Origin of the sequence: Methylocaldum sp. 14B (assembly GCF_002005105.1) — a bacterium.
Taxonomy (GTDB): Bacteria; Pseudomonadota; Gammaproteobacteria; order Methylococcales; family Methylococcaceae; genus Methylocaldum.
The window spans coordinates 117,232-135,475 of sequence record NZ_MSCV01000004.1; the positions used below are offsets into that span (position 1 = coordinate 117,232).

Here is an 18,244-nt window from a genome sequence, read left to right on the forward strand (position 1 = left end):
GTTCTCTTCGCTATGGGCAAGAGGGCCCGTTTTTTTGTGGATCACAGTCGGTTCCTGCCGATTTGTGTCAACAACCTAGCTGCTCTGTGACGCATAGCCGCGGGCGCGACTCTCCTCGCTCTCGGCCGAGAAAGGATTGAGCGATGATGTCGATAGCCTTCGGAGCTTGAGTGGCAAGCCACGGTGCCGTCATGGTGGGTAGTCACCCTCCTACCGGACACGAGGCGTCCAGAGTTGCCAAGGGAAAGTGGCTGTTATCCGGTTTGGCGGCGTAACGGAAACGTTGCGGTCCGCTTTACAAATCGGGTGGCGTTTAGGGAAAAAAGTGTTGGAGGCACTATGTTTAAGCTAAAGACATTCATCCCGCCAGCTGCCGTGCTGTCGCTGGGATTGGCGTGGGCGCCTGCCCATGCACAGACGTGGACGAGCGATATCATCGACTTCACGCTGGTGGAGGGTGATCTAGGCGCACTTGGAGACCCGGAAGTCGTTCGGGACGACACCGGCGTCAGTCTTAACTTCAATCCTGGCCCGTTGACATTCGACGCGCTATCTGTCGGTGCTGGTCAGGCCGACAACGGCAATGGCAATGGCAATGGCAATGGCAATGGCAATGGCAATGGTATTGGTCAGGTCGATACCGAAATTGCCGGATTCACAATCAGAGCCACGGTTAAACCGGTTATACCTGATCAGACGATTACCGACGTGAGCTGGAGTCAGAATGGCGTTTATCAAGTAACCGGAGACGGCTCCTGGGTATCGGCTTTCTCATCTCTGCGGATTGTAGATCCGGAAACCCATCAATCCATCGGCGATACACAGGCCGAGACATTCTCCGCGTTCGGAGCTGACGACGGCACCAACGGAGGCCCTTGGGACTTGACTGCCAGTAACTCTGTGGCCGCTGACGCTGTCGAAATCGAGCTGACGATAAAAGACATTCTTGCGGCTTATGCGCCTGCGGACGGTTTTGCCTGGATCGAGAAAGACTTCGGCAGCTTGAGGATTGACGTAAGTCCAGGCGGCGCTGTCGCGCCGATTCCGGTGCCAGCCTCGGTCTGGCTACTGGGGTCTGCTTTGTCCGGCCTGATCATGATTGGTCGACGTCATTTAGGAACCGCTTCGGCGTAACCCAAAGTGATTCGCCCACTTGAACCGCGCTGCCGCCATATCGCGGCGGACGCCTTTCTGGCGGCAGCGCACTTTGCCGGAATCCACCGGCTTCCGAATCGGTTGTGCCGTGGCTTTTCGAAAGTGAACTTCCTCTTTGTGCGAAATCACGTACGAATTCATCCGTATTCTCGGTGAAAGTTAACCACGGTTTAATAGCAACCACTCGAGAGCAACCGTCGTCGGAGGTGAAAACCACGACACGGCATCGAGCCGGAGACAGGAGTTTCCGCTAGGAAGTTAGGATGTGGCGAAAGGAGTGAGGATGTCGCCAGGGACAGGGTGGTCCCGACGGAATTGGATGTTCCGTCCGACGTGAGTGATTCGGAACCTTCTGAACGGAGTCGGAATGTTCCGAATCTGATTGGAATGGCGGTCATGGAACGGTGATATCCGCCCTAGTGGAAAGGAGTCGATCGATGGGATGCGAGTTGAAATAGGGATGTTTCTTTTTTTTCGCCTGTCGAGGAGTGATTGCGAACGACGAAGGCGGGAGAAGCCCAGGTTCGCGAATGAGACGACGGCACCGATTGAGACGTGTTGACTAAGTGATTTTCGCGGAGGTGACTTATAAGGACGCAAGGCGGATCTTCGTGCCGGGCATAGGCGCAAGGAAATGTTCCGGACCGAAGAAAACATCAGCGATGTCAGCCGATAGCAAGCGTTCGAGAGTTTTCCTCCGACCGTAAGTGGTAAGCGGGCCGTAAGCCGGACCGCTGTAAGACTTCCCCAGAAGGCAGAACACCCCCATCCCCCCCCAAGCACTTTGTTCTGCCTTCTTTTTTTGCCTTAGCACAATCGAAAATGTCGTTCGGGTCGTAACTGTCGTTCGTCCGATTGTTTCCCTATCGCCCATATCCGCATGTGATCGGATACCGCCGATCCCGGCCGAAGGCGCGGCGCGTGATCTTGACGCCGGGCGGGGCCTGGCGACGCTTGTATTCGTTGCTGTCCACCATCTTCGCCACCCGCTTGACTTCGTGCTCGGGAAATCCGGCGGCGATGATTTCGTCCACCGATTTGTCGTGCTCCACGTACATTTCGAGGATCGGATCCAAAATCGAATAGGGCGGCAGCGAGTCCTCGTCCCTTTGGTCGGGCTTGAGTTCGGCGGAGGGCGGACGCTCGATTACCCGTTGCGGAATGACCGGCGAGAGGCTGTTGCGGTATTCCGCCAAGCGGTACACCAAAAGCTTGGGGACATCCTTCAACGGCGCGAATCCGCCGGCCATATCGCCGTACAGCGTGGCGTAGCCCACGCTCATTTCGCTTTTGTTGCCGGTCGTGAGGAGGATTTTCCTTTTCTTGTTGGAAAACGCCATGAGAATGACGCCCCGGCAACGCGCCTGGATGTTTTCCTCGGTAGTGTCGGGCGGCAAGCCGGCAAAGCTCTCCTCGAGCATACCGAGAAAGGCATCGAAGGCCGGTTCGATGGGAATGATGTGATAGCGGCAGCCCAGGGCCTCGGCTTCCAAGCGGGCATCCTCGATGCTCATCGCCGCGGTGTAACGCGACGGCATCAAAACGCTTTCGACTTTATTGGCTCCCAAAGCGTCCGTGGCGAGAGCCAAGGTCAAGGCCGAGTCGATGCCGCCGGACAATCCGAGCACCGCGCCTTGGAAACGGTTTTTGCCGACATAATCGCGGATGCCGGTAACGAGAGCCTTGTAGATGCTTTCGATCTCGGTCAACGGTTCGGTAACGCCGTCGGCAATCGGCTCCACCGTGTCTCCGCAGGCAAAGTCGACGGGTAACAGCGCTTCCTCAAACTCCGGCGCGCGGAAGGTCACGGTTCCTTCCCGGTTCATCACGAATGACGCGCCGTCGAAGACCAGTTCGTCCTGCCCGCCGATCAAGTTGACATAAACCAGAGGGACATCGGTCACTGCGATGCGCTCGCGGGCGACTGCCTCTCGTTCCTTGATTTTATTGGCGTGATAGGGCGAAGCATTGATGTTCAGGATCAGCTTGGCGCCGGCTTGCGCGGCTTGCTCCACCGCACCGGGCAACCAAAGATCCTCGCAAATGGTAATCCCCACCGGCACACCCTGTAAGTCGAACACGCAGGGTTCGGATCCGGGCAGAAAATAACGTTTCTCGTCGAACACACCGTAATTGGGCAGGGCATGCTTGCGGTAGATCGCGTGAATCTTGCCGTCCCGCAGCACGGCGGCGCTGTTGTAAGGCATCCCGGTTCGGTTCTCCGGAAAACCCACGATGACGTCGATGCCGTGCACTTGCCCCGCTATTTCTTCGAGGATGCGCTCGGCCTGCGCCATGAAATCGCGGCGCAGGATCAGGTCTTCGGGCGGATAGCCCGCCAGGGCCAGTTCGGGGAAAACCACGGCATGAGCGCGGAGCCGGTCGCGGGCCTCGCTGGCGGTGTGCAGCACGCGGCTTGCATTGCCTCGAAGGTCGCCGACCAGAAAGTCGAGTTGAGCGATAGCGATACGAAGGTTCACGATTGTAGCGATTCAAATGTCTAAGGTAGTGCGGCTATTTTCGCCTGAAATCGCGGCGGGAACGAGCAAAAACGATGTCCGTGGCCTTCGCCCGTGAAATATAGGATCTGTGAATTTAAATGCCGCACTCGTGTCCGATCGAGTATTGCTGCGCCCGTTCGAGAGGCATATTCTTCAATCTGTAATCTAAGCCGAATGGCCCGATGATTCGCCGTCGATTTCAAGCGTGGGAAGAAATACTTCGCATCAGGTTTGCGGGCGACATACCCAAGCAGGGAGATTCTGTCATGACTCAACCACCCAACCTATACCACGGAGATCGCCAAGATCGTCTGATCCGTGAGCATGAGCACGACACCTATAAAATACGGCAAAAATTGCCGGAACCTACGGTTTGTCCGGAATGCCGAGCGGTTTATCACGACGGCCGGTGGCAATGGTCGGACGCGCCTGCTGGCGCGAACGAGTCGCTTTGTCCCGCCTGTCATCGTATCCACGATAAATGTCCGGCCGGATTTCTGACTTTGGCGGGCGAGTTTTTGGCTCAACACAAAGATGAGATTCTGCATCTCATCCGTAATGTGGAGGAAAGGGAGAAGGCCGAACACCCGCTGAAACGCATCATGGCCGTCGAGGAACAGAACGGCGGCATGCTGGTGACATTCACCAATCCCCAACTCGCCAGGGCGGCCGGGCAAGCCGTCCAGCACGCCTACAAGGGCGATCTCGATTTTTCCTATCAGGAGGAGGAGTATCTCCTTCGGGTGAATTGGTCACGTTGAGGTCCCCGCGATCCGCGATTGTCGGTGTGGCGAAGTATCGCCGACCGGCGGTTTCCGGGCTGCCTCATGGAGGCGCAAGGGGTACGGGCTTTTACGTCATGCTTTTCCGCCGAATCTGTGGATAACTACAGTTCTGGATCGGATTGAGGAGCGAGAGCATGCAACTGCCGTTACAAATTTCTTTTCGAAATATGGAGCCATCCGAGGCGATGGAAAAAGCCGTTCACGACCGCGCCGAGAAACTGGATCAGTTTTTCGAGCATATCATGTCCTGCCGGGTGATGGTCGAAGCACTTCATCGCCACCACCGGCAAGGCAATACCTACCATGTCAGAATCGATATCACCGTGCCGGGCGATGAACTGGTGGTCAGCCGCGATCCCGGCAAAGATCATGCGCACGAGGATGCTTACGTGGCGATCCGCGATGCCTTCGACGCCGCCCGCCGGCAATTGGAGGATTACGCCCGGCGCGTTCGGCAGGACATCAAGGCCCACGAGGTTATGCCGCATGGAAGCATTGCCCAAATCAACCCGGAGGGCGATTATGGGATGATCGAGACACCGGACGGGCGCCTGATTTATTTCCATCGGAACAGCGTGGTGCAAGGCGATTTCGACAAATTGGGCATCGGCGATACCGTCCGTTTCGTTGAAGAAATGGGCGAGCAGGGGCCTCAGGCGAGTTCGGTGGCCGTGGAGGGAAAACACCATGTTGTGGGTTAGGAAAGATTCGTCTGTTTCATCGAACAGCGCCCGCGCAATTCGGAGTTAAGGAGGGCGATATGCCGACCAATCCGCATGCTGATCGAATCAAGGCCATATTGGCCGACCTGGAACATGACACCCGGGTCAATCTGCACGACTATCCAATCCGTGTCGATGTCGAGGACGGTGCCATAGTCTTGGAGGGTATGGTCGGCGACATCGCGGCAAAACGGATTGCGCACGCCGCTGCGTATCGCCATGCGGACAATTCACCGGTCGTGGATCGATTGCGTGTCGCCGTGCCTCCCTCCGAGAGGGAGGGCGGGTTGCGCGACGAGATCATTAACCTATTGCAGCAGGAGCCGGTTTTCCGGGAATGCGGCCTCTATGTGCGCGAAAGCGACCGGCTCGACACGATTCGTGTCGGTCGCAGCGAGTGGCCCGATCGCAGCGAAGGCGATTGGGGCGAGCAGCGCATCGAGATCGAGGTGCAGGATGGAACCGTCACGTTGTCGGGCACCGTGCTCAGCCTGTCTCATCGCCGCTTCGCAGAGGTGCTCGCGTGGTGGGCGGCCGGCTGCGAATCGGTCGTCAACTTGCTGCACGTCGTCCCTCCCGAGCAGGAAACCGACGGCGAGCTGGCAGATGCCGTGCTCATGGTGCTCGAAAAAGACCCTCTGGTTCATCAGCCGCAGATCCATATCACGGCCGAGCAGGGAACGGTAACGCTGGAAGGATATCTCGCCAGCGATGAAGAGAGGCGCCTGGCGGTGCTCGACGCGTGGTACGTCCCCGGCGTGCACGATGTGGTAGACCGCATTCAAGTCGCGGGGTGATTAAAGTCGTAAGTCGGCAATCCCTTGCCGACAAGCGTGCTGTTAACGTCGGGAAAGGATTCCCGACCTACTGAGTAACGCAGTGCGAAACGACTCTCCTCACGGCGCGGAATAACGCCGATTGGGGAGCAGTTGTCCGCCGCCCAGCCGAAATCCGTTATTCAAAGCTTGCCAAGTAAAATCCTGAGCCTCCGACGCAGCGGACTCGATGTCCCGGCCTCGGGCTAGCAAGGCGGCGACGGCGGATGCCAGGGTGCAGCCCGAGCCGTGATAGCTTCCCGGCAAGCGCGGCCAACGGTAAGTTGTCTTGCCGGAGCTGCGGTAAAGGCGATTGATGACTTCGTCATCCCCTTCATGGGTCCCCGTCAGCAAGACATTCGGGCAACCGAGTGCTAGCAGCGCGTCGGCGCAATCGTCCAGATCCTCCATTCCCGTCAATTTTCTGGCCTCGGGCGAATTCGGCGTCAGCACCGTCGCTCGTGGAATCAGCGTCTCTATTAGCGCTTCGATCAGCGCCTCGTTTGCCAGGTTTGTTCCGCCTCCCGCCGCCAGAATCGGGTCCAAAACGACCGGAATGCTGCCAGCGATCTTGAGTAGCTCGTCTACTGCATAAACGATGTCGACGCTTCCCAGAAGACCGATTTTGACGGCGTCGACGGGCAGATCCAGAAGCACCGTGCGCGCTTGCTCCAGAAGTTCCCCGGACCTTTGCGGCAAGATCTTGCGGACGTTATGCGTGTCTTGAACGGTTAAAGCAGTCACCACCGAACAGGGATAACAGCCGAATCGGGAAACGGTCTCGATATCGGCCTGAATGCCGGCGCCGCCGGTGGGGTCGTGTCCCGACAAGCACAAGACAACGGGGAGCTGGGGTTTCATGGATGGCGTAAAGTTAGATCGCGATGCAGGCGCAGTTTCCCACGGCTGGCCGCATTCGGCTAGCCTGTCAGGCCCAAAGCGCCGTTGACAGTCTAAAAGCGCATCGGTACTTTAAGTTGTTTGGCCACGCGCCTACGCATTCCGCTTAAAAAAATACCCCCTACGCAAAGAGTCCTGGATGGAAGAATTTCAACGTATCAAGCGCCTGCCCCCCTACGTTTTCAATATCGTTAACGAACTCAAGGCCAAGGAGCGCGCCCAGGGTGTCGATATCATCGACTTCGGCATGGGTAATCCCGACCGGCCCACGCCACAGCATATCGTCGACAAACTGGTAGAGGTGGCGCAGAAAGGAACCGCCCACCGGTATTCCGTTTCCAAAGGCATTCCCCGTCTTCGCAAAGCCATCTGCGGATGGTATCGGCGCCGTTTCGGCGTGGATCTCGATCCCGACTCCCAGGCGATCGTCACCATCGGTTCTAAAGAGGGCCTGGCCCATCTGATGTTCGCCACCCTGGGGCCGGGCGATGCAGTGCTGGTGCCGAATCCGGCTTATCCCATCCATCCTTACGGCTGCGTTTTGGCGGGGGCTGATGTGCGCCACGTGCCGCTGGTGCCGGGCGTGGATTTCTTCGATGAATTGGAAAAAGCCATCAAGACCTCGTGGCCCAAGCCCAAGATGCTGATTCTGAACTTCCCCGGCAATCCGACCACCCAATGCGTGGAACTGGAGTTCTTCGAAAAGGTCGTCGAACTGGCTCGGGAATACAAAATCTGGGTCGTGCACGACATCGCCTACGCGGACCTGGTGTTCGACGGATATGCCGCGCCTTCCATCCTGCAGGTGCCCGGAGCCACCGACATCGCCGTCGAGTTCTTCACGCTCTCCAAGAGCTACAACATGCCCGGCTGGCGGGTGGGCTTCATGTGCGGCAACCGCGAACTGGTCGCGGCTTTGGGGCGCATCAAGTCCTATCTCGACTACGGCACGTTCACGCCGATCCAGGTGGCCGCGATCGCCGCCCTGGAGGGTCCTCAGGACTGCGTCGCCGAGATCCGGGAAACCTACCGCGTACGCCGCGACGTGTTGTGCGCAGGCCTGGACAACATCGGCTGGACGGTCCAAAAGCCCAAAGGCACCATGTTCGTTTGGGTGCCCATTCCGGAGCAGTACCGGCATCTGGGTTCCCTCGAGTTCGCCAAGAAACTGCTGCTGGAAGCCCAGGTGGCGGTGTCTCCCGGCGTCGGTTTCGGCGAGTACGGGGACGATCATGTCCGTTTCAGCCTGATCGAGAACGAACACCGCACCCGCCAGGCGATCCGAGGAATACGACATATGATGCGCAAGGATAACTCGGTATAATTTCGGCATTTTTGTTGCTACACAGGAGAGCGTCTTGAAACCCGTAAATATCGGTTTGCTCGGTTTGGGCACGGTCGGGGGCGGCACGGTCAAGGTCCTCAAGCGGAACGCCGGCGAAATTACGCGCCGAGCCGGCCGGGAAATCCACATTAGCGTCGTGGCGGCTCGAGACCTCAACCGTTCCCGGATTTGCGACACTGCCGGCATCCGATTGACCACGGACCCGTACGAAGTCGTTACCGATCCCGAGGTGGACATCGTCGTGGAACTGATCGGCGGTCTCGACCCAGCGAAAGATCTGGTAATGCGGGCGCTGGACGCCGGCAAGCACGTGGTCACCGCCAACAAGATGCTCATCGCCCTCCACGGCAACGAGATCTTCGCCAAGGCCAGCGAAAAAGGGCTGATGGTGGCTTTCGAAGCGGCCGTGGCCGGCGGCATTCCCATCATCAAGGCGGTGCGGGAAGGGCTTTCGGGCAACAAGGTGGAGTGGCTGGCCGGGATCATCAACGGCACCTGCAATTTCATCCTGACCGAGATGCGCGAAAAGGGGCGGGATTTTCAGGATGTGCTTAAGGAAGCCCAAGCGCTGGGCTATGCCGAGTCCGATCCGACCTTCGACGTGGAAGGCATCGATGCCGCTCACAAGCTGACGATCCTGGCCTCCATCGCCTTCGGCATTCCTCTCCAGTTCGAGAAGGTCTGGACCGAAGGCATCAGCAGCATCACGGCCCTCGATGTGGCCTATGCGGAAGCCTTGGGATATCGCATCAAACTGCTCGGTATCGCCCGTCGCGCCGAAAAAGGCATCGAGCTGCGGGTGCATCCCACCTTGATTCCCGAGCGGCGCTTGATCGCCAACGTCAACGGCGTCATGAACGCCGTTCTGGTCAAGGGTGACGCCGTGGGCCCGACCCTGTTCTACGGCGCGGGCGCCGGGGCCGAGCCCACGGCCTCGTCGGTCGTGGCGGACATCATCGACGTGGTGCGCACATTGACCTCCGATCCCGAGAACCGGGTGCCGCATCTGGCCTTTCAGCCCGAGGCGATTTCCGACATTCCCATTTTGCCGATCGAGGATATCGAAACGGCCTACTATCTCCGCCTCAGCGCCGAGGACAAGCCGGGCGTTCTGGCCGACGTGACGCGCATTCTGGCCAATCACAATATCAGCATTGAGGCCGTTATCCAGAAGGAACCGCCGGAAGGCGAACGCCATCTGCCCGTCATCATGCTGACGCAGAAAGTCCAGGAGCGGAAGCTGAACGACGCCGTCCGGGAGATCGAAGCGCTGTCCGCCATCAGCGGACCGGTGAAGCGGATTCGGTTGGAAACACTGGGGTAACATTCCAATTCGAGGTATTACCCAATGGCACTCCGATATAAACGCAACCCGACCCAATGGGAAATTCGAGAGGCATATCTCCTCGGACGGAAACACAAGATGTTTGAGATTTTCGAGAAGCCACATGAAGGTAATCCATGTCCGCACGATGAAAGAGGATGGGCGTATTTGTACGGGTGGGATGATTATGGGCAGCGTTGGGATGAGCGACGCGGTGGCAAACCGCCAGCTAATTTTGATTTAGATGCCGAGAAGCAGCATTTTTACGGGCCACCAAATAACGTTCAGTCATCTTTGACTAAAGAATTGAAGGAACTGTTTCTTTCCGAAATCTCGTAGGAGGGGGTGGTGCAGCATATGTCAGCCTAATTTAGGCGAGGGAAACTGAACATTGCGGAAGATACTCTTGCTCGCCTCAGATCGACGAACTATGAACTTCGTGATGCTTCTCTATCTATGACAGGCGATATCGCAACGGCGCCAGAGGAAAATGATATGTCAGCGACAAACGATTTAATCAAGCAGGCATTGGCTCTGCCCCCCGGCGAACGAATCGAGTTGATCGAACAAGTCTTAAATAGTCTTGACCAGCCGGATGAGGCCATCGATAAATTGTGGGCCGAAGAGGCAGAAAGGCGTCTGGAAGACTATCGCTCCGGAAAAATGGAATCCGTCTCGATGGAAGATGTGATGGCGAAGTATTCCGTTAAATGAATGTCCGGTTTCTCGCTCCGGCACAGAAGGAATTGGACGAAGCCGTGGAATACTATGAATCGCAACTGCCCGGCTTAGGTATTCAGTTTTTGTCGGAAATTCGCGAAGCCATCGAGAATGTCAAACGGTTTCCTCATGCTTGGCACTGCTTCAGCGAAAACACCCGGCGTTATCGGACGAAGCGTTTTCCCTACGGCATAATTTATCAGCTCTTGGACCACGAAATCCTGATTGTGGCTATTGCCCACCTGCATCGCGAGCCCGGTTACTGGTGCGATCGAGCAAAATAATCAAGTTTTTAAACAAATCGCTTAGAGACTCATCATGGCATATTCGACCCGCTATACCGGTCTTATCGAAAAATACCGCGACCGCCTGCCGGTAACCCCGGACACCCGGCCCATCAGCCTGTGCGAGGGCAACACGCCGCTGATCCAGTTGGTCAACATCCCGACGCTGATCGGCAAGGATGTGGATATTTACGTCAAGTTCGAAGGCTTGAATCCTACCGGCTCGTTCAAGGACCGCGGCATGACCATGGCCGTGACCCAGGCCGTGCATGAGGGCAGCCACGCCATCATCTGCGCGTCCACCGGCAACACCTCGGCAGCGGCCGCCGCCTATGCCGCGCGTGCCGGCATCACCGCTTTCGTGCTGATCCCGGAGGGCAAGATCGCCATGGGCAAGCTGGCCCAAGCCATGATCTATGGTGCGAAGATCATCCAGATTAACGGCAATTTCGATGCCGGAATGCAGTTGGTCAAGGAGATCGCGGACCATGCGCCGGTGACCATCGTCAACTCGATCAATCCGTACCGTATCGAAGGGCAAAAGACGGCCGCTTTCGAAATCGTCGACGTCCTCGGCCGCGCTCCGGATTATCACTGTCTGCCGGTGGGCAATGCGGGGAACATTACGGCTTATTGGAAGGGTTACAGCGAATACGCCCTCGGGACCGAAACCCATACGCCGGTCACCGACAAACGGCCAATCATGTGCGGCTATCAGGCCGCGGGCGCCGCGCCCTTCGTCAGCGGCGAGTTCGTGGACCATCCCGAAACCGTTGCTACCGCCATTCGCATCGGTCATCCGCAGTCGTGGGACGGCGCCTGGCGAGCGCAGAAGGAATCGGACGGCTGGTTCGCGCCTTTTACCGACGAGGAAATCCTGGCGGCGCAGAGACTTTTGGCGGAAAAGGAAGGCATCTTCTGCGAACCGGCCTCGGCCACTTCCCTGGCAGGCGCGCTGCACGACATCAAGTCCGGCCGCATTCCCGAGGGCAGCACCATCGTCTGCACCCTCACCGGCAACGGCCTCAAGGACCCCGACACGGCCATCTCCCAGTGCACGGCCAAGCCGGTGACGGTAGATGCAACTTTGGATTCGGTGAAGCGGGCGATTTTGGAGGTGATTTAACGAGTCGATGGTGGCTCCGGTCACCGCTATTCGAATAATGTCGGCCATTATCTTTTCAGGACCGGCGATGTCCGCGGGTTTGCTACGGGAGAGCGATTGGGGGGATTCGAAATGTTCGAAAAGCTGCGGGCGAAGGGTTTCCAAGTCCTCACGCTGCATCACGCGGAAGCTATTCTGATGCACGATATGGCTGATGGAGTCACCGAGCTCGAAAAGGTCCTTCTGGACGTTGAAATACCTGTTGTGGAATTGATTCGCGGCGGCGGAGGAGAAGGTGAACTCACTCAGAGGATGCGGCGGGCGCTGGCTAACGACTACGGCTGGCGGAAACATAACTTTGAAATCAAAAAGATTGTGGACGGCGAGGAAAAAGAATCGGTTTCCCACGAGATTGACCACGTTAAACGTTTCTCAAACGGTACGTTCGCGCTAGAAATCGAATGGAACAACAAGGATCCGTTTTTTGATCGGGACTTGGAAAACTTCAAGCGGCTACATGCCGATGGCGTTATCTCGGTTGGTGCCATCATTACCCGTGGCTCCACGCTCCAAGAATCCCTCCGAGAGGTCGTCACGGAATTTGCGCGGAAACATGCCATCCAGGGGCTAGCCGAGTTGACGCCGTATTACACACCGACACCGCGCCAGCTTAGAATCATTAACCATATGACAAAGAAGAAAGGTTCGTTTGAAGAGGGTTGGGCACATGCATTTGTGTCTGATAAGTTCGGAGAAGCAACAACTCATTGGCGCAAGCTGGAGGATCGCGTTCGGCGTGGCGTGGGTAATCCCTGCCCCTTGTTGCTGATCGGAATTCCGAAAGAAGTTTTGGTGATTTGAATTAAGATGGGAAACACCTATGGTCGCAAAAATCTATAACATCGCGGAACCGAATCCATCCGAAGATTTGATGACCAAGATCGGCGGACAATATTCGACCATACTCGCTGATCCGCCTTGGCAGTTTCAAAACCGAACCGGAAAGATGGCGCCGGAGCATAAACGCTTACTTCGATACCCTACTATGGAGCTTAAGGAAATACTTGAACTTCCTGTTTCGAAGCTGGCCGCCGCAAAATCTCATCTTTATCTCTGGGTGCCAAACGCATTACTCCAGGAAGGCTTAAGAGTAATGGAGTCTTGGGGCTTTACCTATAAGTCGAACCTGGTGTGGTACAAAATCCGTAAGGATGGGGGGCCGGATGGACGTGGCGTCGGCTTTTACTTCCGAAACGTCACGGAATTGGTTTTGTTCGGCGTCCGGGGGAGTATGCGAACGCTGCCGCCGGGGCGGACGCAAGTCAACTTATTTGCCACGCGAAAACGTGAGCACTCGCGAAAGCCCGACGAAATCTACGATTTGATCGAGTCTTGTTCTCCCGGCCCCTATCTGGAGCTTTTCGCTCGGTTCCCACGCAGTGGATGGACGCAGTGGGGTAACGAAGACGTCGAGGAGAACTCGTTTTACGGTGTCGCCCGGCGGAAAGGCCACGACGACCCTCAACTGCGCCTATTCGAAACTCCCAAGGGTTACGGCAACAGGAATTGATGGGCTGGAATTCCCGCGATCTGGTCAATTTCAAGAGGCAAACAGTAAGTAATTGGAACGTTTTTGAACGAACACTGAGCCTTCCATCGTCGATTATATTCTCCGGCTTCGCCGATCACTCCATTCCCCATGAACGAAATCTACGACGCCTCATCCATTGAAGTTCTCTCGGGACTAGACCCGGTGCGCAAGCGGCCGGGCATGTACACCGATACCGCGCGCCCGAATCACCTGGTCCAGGAAGTGGTCGACAACAGCGTCGACGAAGCCTTGGCGGGTTATGCGAAATCCATCGAAGTGCGGCTGCTGGCTGACGGCGGGGTGGAGGTCCGGGACGACGGCCGCGGCATGCCGGTGGATATTCACCCGGAACTCGGCGTATCCGGGGTGGAGGTGATCCTGACCAAGCTGCACGCGGGCGGAAAGTTTTCGAACAAGAATTACCGCTTCTCCGGGGGACTGCACGGGGTCGGCGTTTCGGTCGTGAATGCATTGTCCGACCGGCTCGAAGTCGAAGTGCGCCGGGGCGGGAAAATCTATGCGATGAGTTTCGCCCAAGGTGAAAAAACCTCCGAGCTGCGCGAAATCGGAACTACCGCCAAGCGCGATTCCGGCAGCACGGTCCGGTTCTGGCCCGAAGCCCGCTATTTCGATACGCCGCGCATCGCCGTTCCGCGCCTGAAAGCCTTGCTTCGCGCCAAGGCGGTGCTGTGTCCGGGGCTCAAAATCACTCTCAAGGACGAACAGGCCAACGAAGAGGAAGTATGGCACTACGAGAACGGACTTCCACAGTATCTGCTGGACCGCATCGGATCGAACGAGTGCGTCCCGGAAGAACCCTTCGTCGGCAATCTCGAAGGCCATCAGGAGGCCGCCGACTGGGCGGTGCTCTGGACGCCCGAGGCAGGCGAACCGGTCACGGAGAGCTACGTTAATCTGGTGCCGACGCCCCAGGGCGGTACCCACGTCAACGGACTCCGCACCGGACTGACCGAGGCGGTGCGGGAATTCTGCGAATTCCGTAATCTTCTGCCGCGCGGCATCAAGATCGCGCCGGAAGACGTCTGGGAGCGCTGCCATTACGTGCTTTCGGTCAAGATGCAGGAGCCTCAGTTTTCCGGCCAGACCAAGGAACGGCTCAGTTCCCGCGAATGCGCGGCGTTCGTGTCCGGGGTGGTTAAGGATGCGTTCAGCCTGTGGCTCAACCAGCATCCCGCCATCGGCGAGCGCATTGCCGAACTGGTGATCGAGAGCGCCCAAAAGCGGCTCAAGGCCAGCCGCCAAGTGACCCGCAAGAAAATCACGGCGGGGCCTGCTCTTCCTGGCAAACTCGCCGATTGCAGTTCCCAGGACATGCAGCTGACCGAGTTGTTCCTGGTGGAGGGCGATTCCGCCGGCGGTTCCGCGAAACAGGCGCGGGACAAGGAATACCAGGCGGTGATGCCCTTGCGCGGCAAGATTCTCAATACCTGGGAAGTGGATTCCGGCGGCGTGCTCGCGTCTCAGGAGGTGCACGACATCAGCGTGGCGATCGGCGTAGAGCCGGGTTCCGCCGATCTGAGCGGGCTGCGTTACGGCAAGATCTGCGTGCTGGCGGACGCCGATTCCGACGGCAACCACATCGCAACCTTGCTGTGCGCGCTGTTCGTCCGTCATTTCCGACCTTTAGTTTCGGCTGGCCACGTCTTCGTCGCCATGCCGCCCTTGTACCGGATCGACGTGGGCAAGAACGTTTATTACGCCCTGGACGAAGCGGAAAAAAAGGGCGTGCTCGACCGGATCGAGGCGGAAAAGATCAGGGGCAAGATTAACGTCCAGCGCTTCAAAGGCTTGGGCGAGATGAATCCGTCGCAGCTCCGCGAAACCACGATGAATCCCGACACCCGGCGGCTGGTTCAGCTGACCCTGGAAGAGCAGCAAGCGACCGACGAGCGCCTGGATATGCTCCTGGCCAAGAAGCGCGCCGCCGATCGCAAGGTTTGGCTCGAGGAAAAGGGCAATCTGGCGGAAGTCTGAGCCTATTTTCGAACAGTCAGGGTTTGATGATCCGCCGCGCGTTAATTCCTGCCGACACTCATCGGTTTACTGTCCGAGCTCCTGTAAGAGGCTGACCAGATCCTCGGCATGTTCCTCTTCTTTGGCCAGGACGCCTTCCATAAGGTTGCGGGTGGTGGGATCGTTATTCCCGAGATACTCGATGATCTCTCGGTAGCTGTCGATCGCGATACGCTCGGCTATCAGATCCTCCTTGATCATATCGATCAGCGACTCGCCCTCCACGTATTCGGAATGGCTTTTCGATTGCAATCCTTCCGGCGCCAAATCGGGCTCTCCACCCAACTGCACGATGCGTTGGGCAATGCTGTCCGCGTGCATCTGTTCCTCGTTGGCGTGCTCCAGGAACTCTTGGGCGACGCTTTGCGCATTGATGCCGGTCGCCATGAAATAGTGGCGCTTGTAACGGAGCACGCATACGATTTCCGTGGCCAGTGCTTCGTTGAGCAGTCGGATCACAACCTCTCGGTCGGCCTTGTATCCCGGAGTCACCGCGCCCTGCTCGATGTGCTGCCTTGCGCGTTCTCTTAACGTTTTGACGTCGGTCAAAAACGGTCGATCTCCCATAGCCGAATCTCCTTACTGGTGATGGACATCTTGCTGTCGACGCTTGGCAGGTCTTGACCCGCTATTCGTTAAGACAGCTGATCCTGCAAAAAAGTCGAGCCAGTATCGAAGAGATGACGCCGGAATTGAGGGATCATCCTGCAAAAAGCCGAGAACTTCGGGTAACCGGCGCCAAGCTGCCGAGTCGTTGCCGGTATCCGGCCTTCAAGCCTCCAAGTGCTTGTACCTAAGTATTTTTTCACTATAATGTTTCCCTTCTTTTTGGGGCAGTCTTGCGACTGCCTTTTTATTTTGGGGAAGACGAGTGATGACCAGTCAGGTAATGCCGACTTATGCCCGGTTGCCGGTAACGTTCGACCGGGGCGAGGGTGCATGGCTTTGGGACACGGAGGGCAAGCGCTATCTGGACGCCATTTCAGGGGTGGCAGTATGCAGCCTGGGTCATGCCCATCCAGCCGTTTCCCGTGCGATCTGCGAACAGGCGGGCAAATTGCTGCACACTTCGAACATTTACCGCATCGAGCTGCAAGAAGAGCTCGCCGGCGAACTGTGCCGCCTGAGCGGACTGGATAACGCCTTTTTCTGCAATTCCGGCGCCGAGGCGAACGAGGCGGCCATCAAGATCGCCCGCCGTTACGGGCATCATCGCGGCATCGATCGGCCCGCCGTGATCGTCATGGAGGGCAGCTTTCACGGCCGCACGCTCGCGACCTTGAGCGCCACCGGCAATCCCAAGGTGCAGGAGGGTTTCGAACCCCTGGTCGAAGGCTTCGTGCGAGTGCCGTACGGCAGCGTCGCGGCTGTCGAGGCCGTGGCCAACCCCAATGTCGTGGCGGTCCTGGTGGAACCGGTGCAGGGCGAGGGCGGCGTACGCGTTCCGGCTGACGATTTCCTGCCCGGCCTTCGCCGCATCTGCGATCAGCGCGGTTGGCTCTTGATGCTGGACGAGGTCCAGACCGGTATCGGCCGGACCGGCAAATGGTTCGCCTTCCAGCACCACGGCATCATGCCCGATGTCATGACCCTGGCCAAAGCCTTGGGCAACGGCGTACCGATCGGTGCCTGCCTCGCCAGAGGAATTGCGGCGGACATGTTGACCGCCGGCAAGCACGCGTCCACCTTCGGCGGCAATCCCCTGGCATGTAGCGCCGCACTGGCCGTATTGCGGACGATCTCCGAAAACCGCTTGGTGGAGCGTGCGGGAGAACTCGGCGAGCGTTTGTTGATCGGGATTCGCGACAAGCTGGCCGGCAATCCTCGTGTCGTGGATATCCGCGGGAAAGGGCTGATGATCGGCATCGAGCTCGATACCCCTTGCATCGATCTGGTCGCTCAGGCGCTGAGCCGCGGGTTTTTGATCAATGTTACGGCGGACCGAACGATACGCTTGTTGCCGCCGTTCGTTTTGAACGACGATGAAGAGAAGCTGTTAATCGAAGGGATCTCTGCTCTGGTCGCCGACTACACGGCCCATGGGGTCGGAGAACGCGTATGAAACCACGTCATTTGATTACTCTTTTGGATTTGAGCAGCGAGGAGTTCCGCGCGCTCATCCGACGGGCCATCGAGCTCAAGCACATGAAGAGCCCATACGAGCCGCTGAGAAACAAAGTGCTCGGGATGATGTTCGAGAAGTCCTCCACCCGCACCCGATTGTCGTTCGAGGTCGGCATGGTGCAGTTCGGCGGTGCCGCGATCTTTCTGTCGCCGCGGGATACCCAGTTGGGACGGGGCGAACCCATCGAAGACTCCGCCCGCGTCGTTTCGCGCATGGTCGATGGGGTCATGCTGCGTACCCATGCCCACGAAACGGTGGAAACTTTCGCGGCCTATTCGCGGGTGCCGGTCATCAACGGTCTCACGGATAGATTCCATCCGTGTCAGCTGCTCGCCGACATGCAGACCTATTTCGAGCACCGCGGCGACATTGCCGGCAAGACGGTGGCCTGGATCGGCGACGGCAACAATATGTGCCAGACCTATATTCACGCGGCAGGATTGCTCGATTTCAAGCTCCGGATTGCTTGCCCCGCAGGTTACGAGCCGGAATCGGCATTGATCGAATGGGCCGGCGATCGCGTGGAACTGCTGAGCGATCCGTCGGACGCAGCGCGCGGAGCGGATTTGGTGGTGACGGATGTTTGGGCAAGCATGGGGCAGGAATCCGAACAGGCGCAGCGCAGGAATGCCTTCCAAGGCTACCAAGTCGATTCGACTCTGATGGAACTGGCGGCTTCGGAGGCGCTATTCATGCATTGTCTCCCGGCCCATCGCGGCGAGGAGGTCAGCGCCGAAGTGCTGGAAGGCCCGCAAAGCGTGGTCTGGGACGAGGCCGAGAACCGCTTGCATTCGCAAAAGGCGTTGCTGGAATTGCTGCTGGTAAAAAACTGACTTTT

The 18,244-nt window shown here is 57.9% G+C and carries 18 protein-coding genes; 15 read left to right on the forward strand and 3 right to left on the reverse strand.

Features of this window, described 5'->3' with window-relative positions; translation table 11 throughout:
• Positions 1–339 precede the first annotated feature (339 nt).
• Positions 340–1,134 carry a VPLPA-CTERM sorting domain-containing protein gene (locus tag B2A78_RS04140; RefSeq protein ID WP_077728640.1) on the forward strand — a complete coding sequence of 265 codons (795 nt, stop codon included), beginning with the start codon at positions 340–342 and terminating at the stop codon, positions 1,132–1,134.
• An 884-nt stretch (positions 1,135–2,018) separates the two neighbouring features.
• Here B2A78_RS04140 and B2A78_RS04155 read toward each other — a convergent pair.
• Positions 2,019–3,635, reverse strand: coding sequence for an NAD+ synthase (locus B2A78_RS04155; RefSeq protein ID WP_077728643.1), 1,617 nt, complete (start codon positions 3,633–3,635; stop codon positions 2,019–2,021).
• 287 nt (positions 3,636–3,922) lie between these two features.
• Between B2A78_RS04155 and B2A78_RS04160 the strand changes: the two genes are divergently transcribed.
• From B2A78_RS04160 to B2A78_RS04170, 3 genes are all read left to right on the forward strand, one after another.
• Positions 3,923–4,417 (forward strand): BCAM0308 family protein, encoded by a 495-nt coding sequence (locus B2A78_RS04160; protein ID WP_077728644.1) that lies wholly within the window; start codon positions 3,923–3,925, stop codon positions 4,415–4,417.
• A 158-nt stretch (positions 4,418–4,575) separates the two neighbouring features.
• Positions 4,576–5,142, forward strand: coding sequence for an HPF/RaiA family ribosome-associated protein (locus tag B2A78_RS04165; RefSeq protein WP_077728645.1), 567 nt, complete (start codon positions 4,576–4,578; stop codon positions 5,140–5,142).
• A 59-nt stretch (positions 5,143–5,201) separates the two neighbouring features.
• Positions 5,202–5,960 (forward strand): BON domain-containing protein, encoded by a 759-nt coding sequence (locus B2A78_RS04170; protein ID WP_077728646.1) that lies wholly within the window; start codon positions 5,202–5,204, stop codon positions 5,958–5,960.
• Between the two features lie 99 nt (positions 5,961–6,059).
• Here the strand turns inward: B2A78_RS04170 and thiD are convergent, their stop codons facing one another.
• Positions 6,060–6,839 carry a bifunctional hydroxymethylpyrimidine kinase/phosphomethylpyrimidine kinase gene (gene thiD / locus B2A78_RS04175; RefSeq protein WP_077728647.1) on the reverse strand — a complete coding sequence of 260 codons (780 nt, stop codon included), beginning with the start codon at positions 6,837–6,839 and terminating at the stop codon, positions 6,060–6,062.
• Between the two features lie 178 nt (positions 6,840–7,017).
• Between thiD and alaC the strand changes: the two genes are divergently transcribed.
• The 9 genes from alaC (at position 7,018) to parE (ending at position 15,242) form a co-directional block, all read left to right on the forward strand.
• Positions 7,018–8,202: an alanine transaminase gene (alaC, locus tag B2A78_RS04180; RefSeq protein ID WP_077728648.1), complete on the forward strand. Its 1,185-nt coding sequence runs from the start codon at positions 7,018–7,020 to the stop codon at positions 8,200–8,202.
• Between the two features lie 34 nt (positions 8,203–8,236).
• Positions 8,237–9,547, forward strand: coding sequence for a homoserine dehydrogenase (locus B2A78_RS04185; protein WP_077728649.1), 1,311 nt, complete (start codon positions 8,237–8,239; stop codon positions 9,545–9,547).
• Positions 9,548–9,646: 99 nt separating this feature from the next.
• Complete coding sequence (locus B2A78_RS25520; RefSeq protein WP_139841054.1) at positions 9,647–9,886, forward strand: hypothetical protein; 240 nt, start codon at positions 9,647–9,649, stop codon at positions 9,884–9,886.
• 156 nt (positions 9,887–10,042) lie between these two features.
• On the forward strand, positions 10,043–10,261 hold the full coding sequence (locus B2A78_RS04190; protein WP_077728650.1) for an addiction module protein: 219 nt from the start codon (positions 10,043–10,045) through the stop codon (positions 10,259–10,261).
• Positions 10,258–10,551 (forward strand): type II toxin-antitoxin system RelE/ParE family toxin, encoded by a 294-nt coding sequence (locus tag B2A78_RS04195; protein WP_077728651.1) that lies wholly within the window; start codon positions 10,258–10,260, stop codon positions 10,549–10,551. The genes B2A78_RS04190 and B2A78_RS04195 overlap by 4 nt, the downstream gene beginning before the upstream one ends.
• A 34-nt stretch (positions 10,552–10,585) precedes the next feature.
• A complete protein-coding gene (thrC, locus tag B2A78_RS04200) occupies positions 10,586–11,677 on the forward strand; it encodes a threonine synthase (RefSeq protein ID WP_077728652.1) in 1,092 nt (363 codons plus the stop codon).
• A gap of 111 nt (positions 11,678–11,788) precedes the next feature.
• Complete coding sequence (locus tag B2A78_RS04205; protein WP_077728653.1) at positions 11,789–12,517, forward strand: BglII/BstYI family type II restriction endonuclease; 729 nt, start codon at positions 11,789–11,791, stop codon at positions 12,515–12,517.
• 19 nt (positions 12,518–12,536) lie between these two features.
• Positions 12,537–13,226, forward strand: a complete 690-nt coding sequence (locus B2A78_RS04210; RefSeq protein WP_077728654.1) for an MT-A70 family methyltransferase — start codon at positions 12,537–12,539, stop codon at positions 13,224–13,226.
• A 129-nt stretch (positions 13,227–13,355) separates the two neighbouring features.
• Positions 13,356–15,242, forward strand: coding sequence for a DNA topoisomerase IV subunit B (gene parE, locus B2A78_RS04215; protein ID WP_077728655.1), 1,887 nt, complete (start codon positions 13,356–13,358; stop codon positions 15,240–15,242).
• 66 nt (positions 15,243–15,308) lie between these two features.
• Here parE and B2A78_RS04220 read toward each other — a convergent pair whose 3' ends face one another.
• Positions 15,309–15,848, reverse strand: a complete 540-nt coding sequence (locus tag B2A78_RS04220; protein ID WP_077728656.1) for a ferritin-like domain-containing protein — start codon at positions 15,846–15,848, stop codon at positions 15,309–15,311.
• 307 nt (positions 15,849–16,155) lie between these two features.
• On the opposite strand from B2A78_RS04220, the gene B2A78_RS04225 reads away from it, so the two are divergent.
• A complete protein-coding gene (locus tag B2A78_RS04225) occupies positions 16,156–17,343 on the forward strand; it encodes an acetylornithine transaminase (RefSeq protein WP_077728657.1) in 1,188 nt (395 codons plus the stop codon).
• Positions 17,340–18,239: an ornithine carbamoyltransferase gene (gene argF / locus B2A78_RS04230; protein WP_077728658.1), complete on the forward strand. Its 900-nt coding sequence runs from the start codon at positions 17,340–17,342 to the stop codon at positions 18,237–18,239. Before B2A78_RS04225 ends, argF begins: the two co-directional genes overlap by 4 nt.
• Positions 18,240–18,244: the final 5 nt, after the last annotated feature.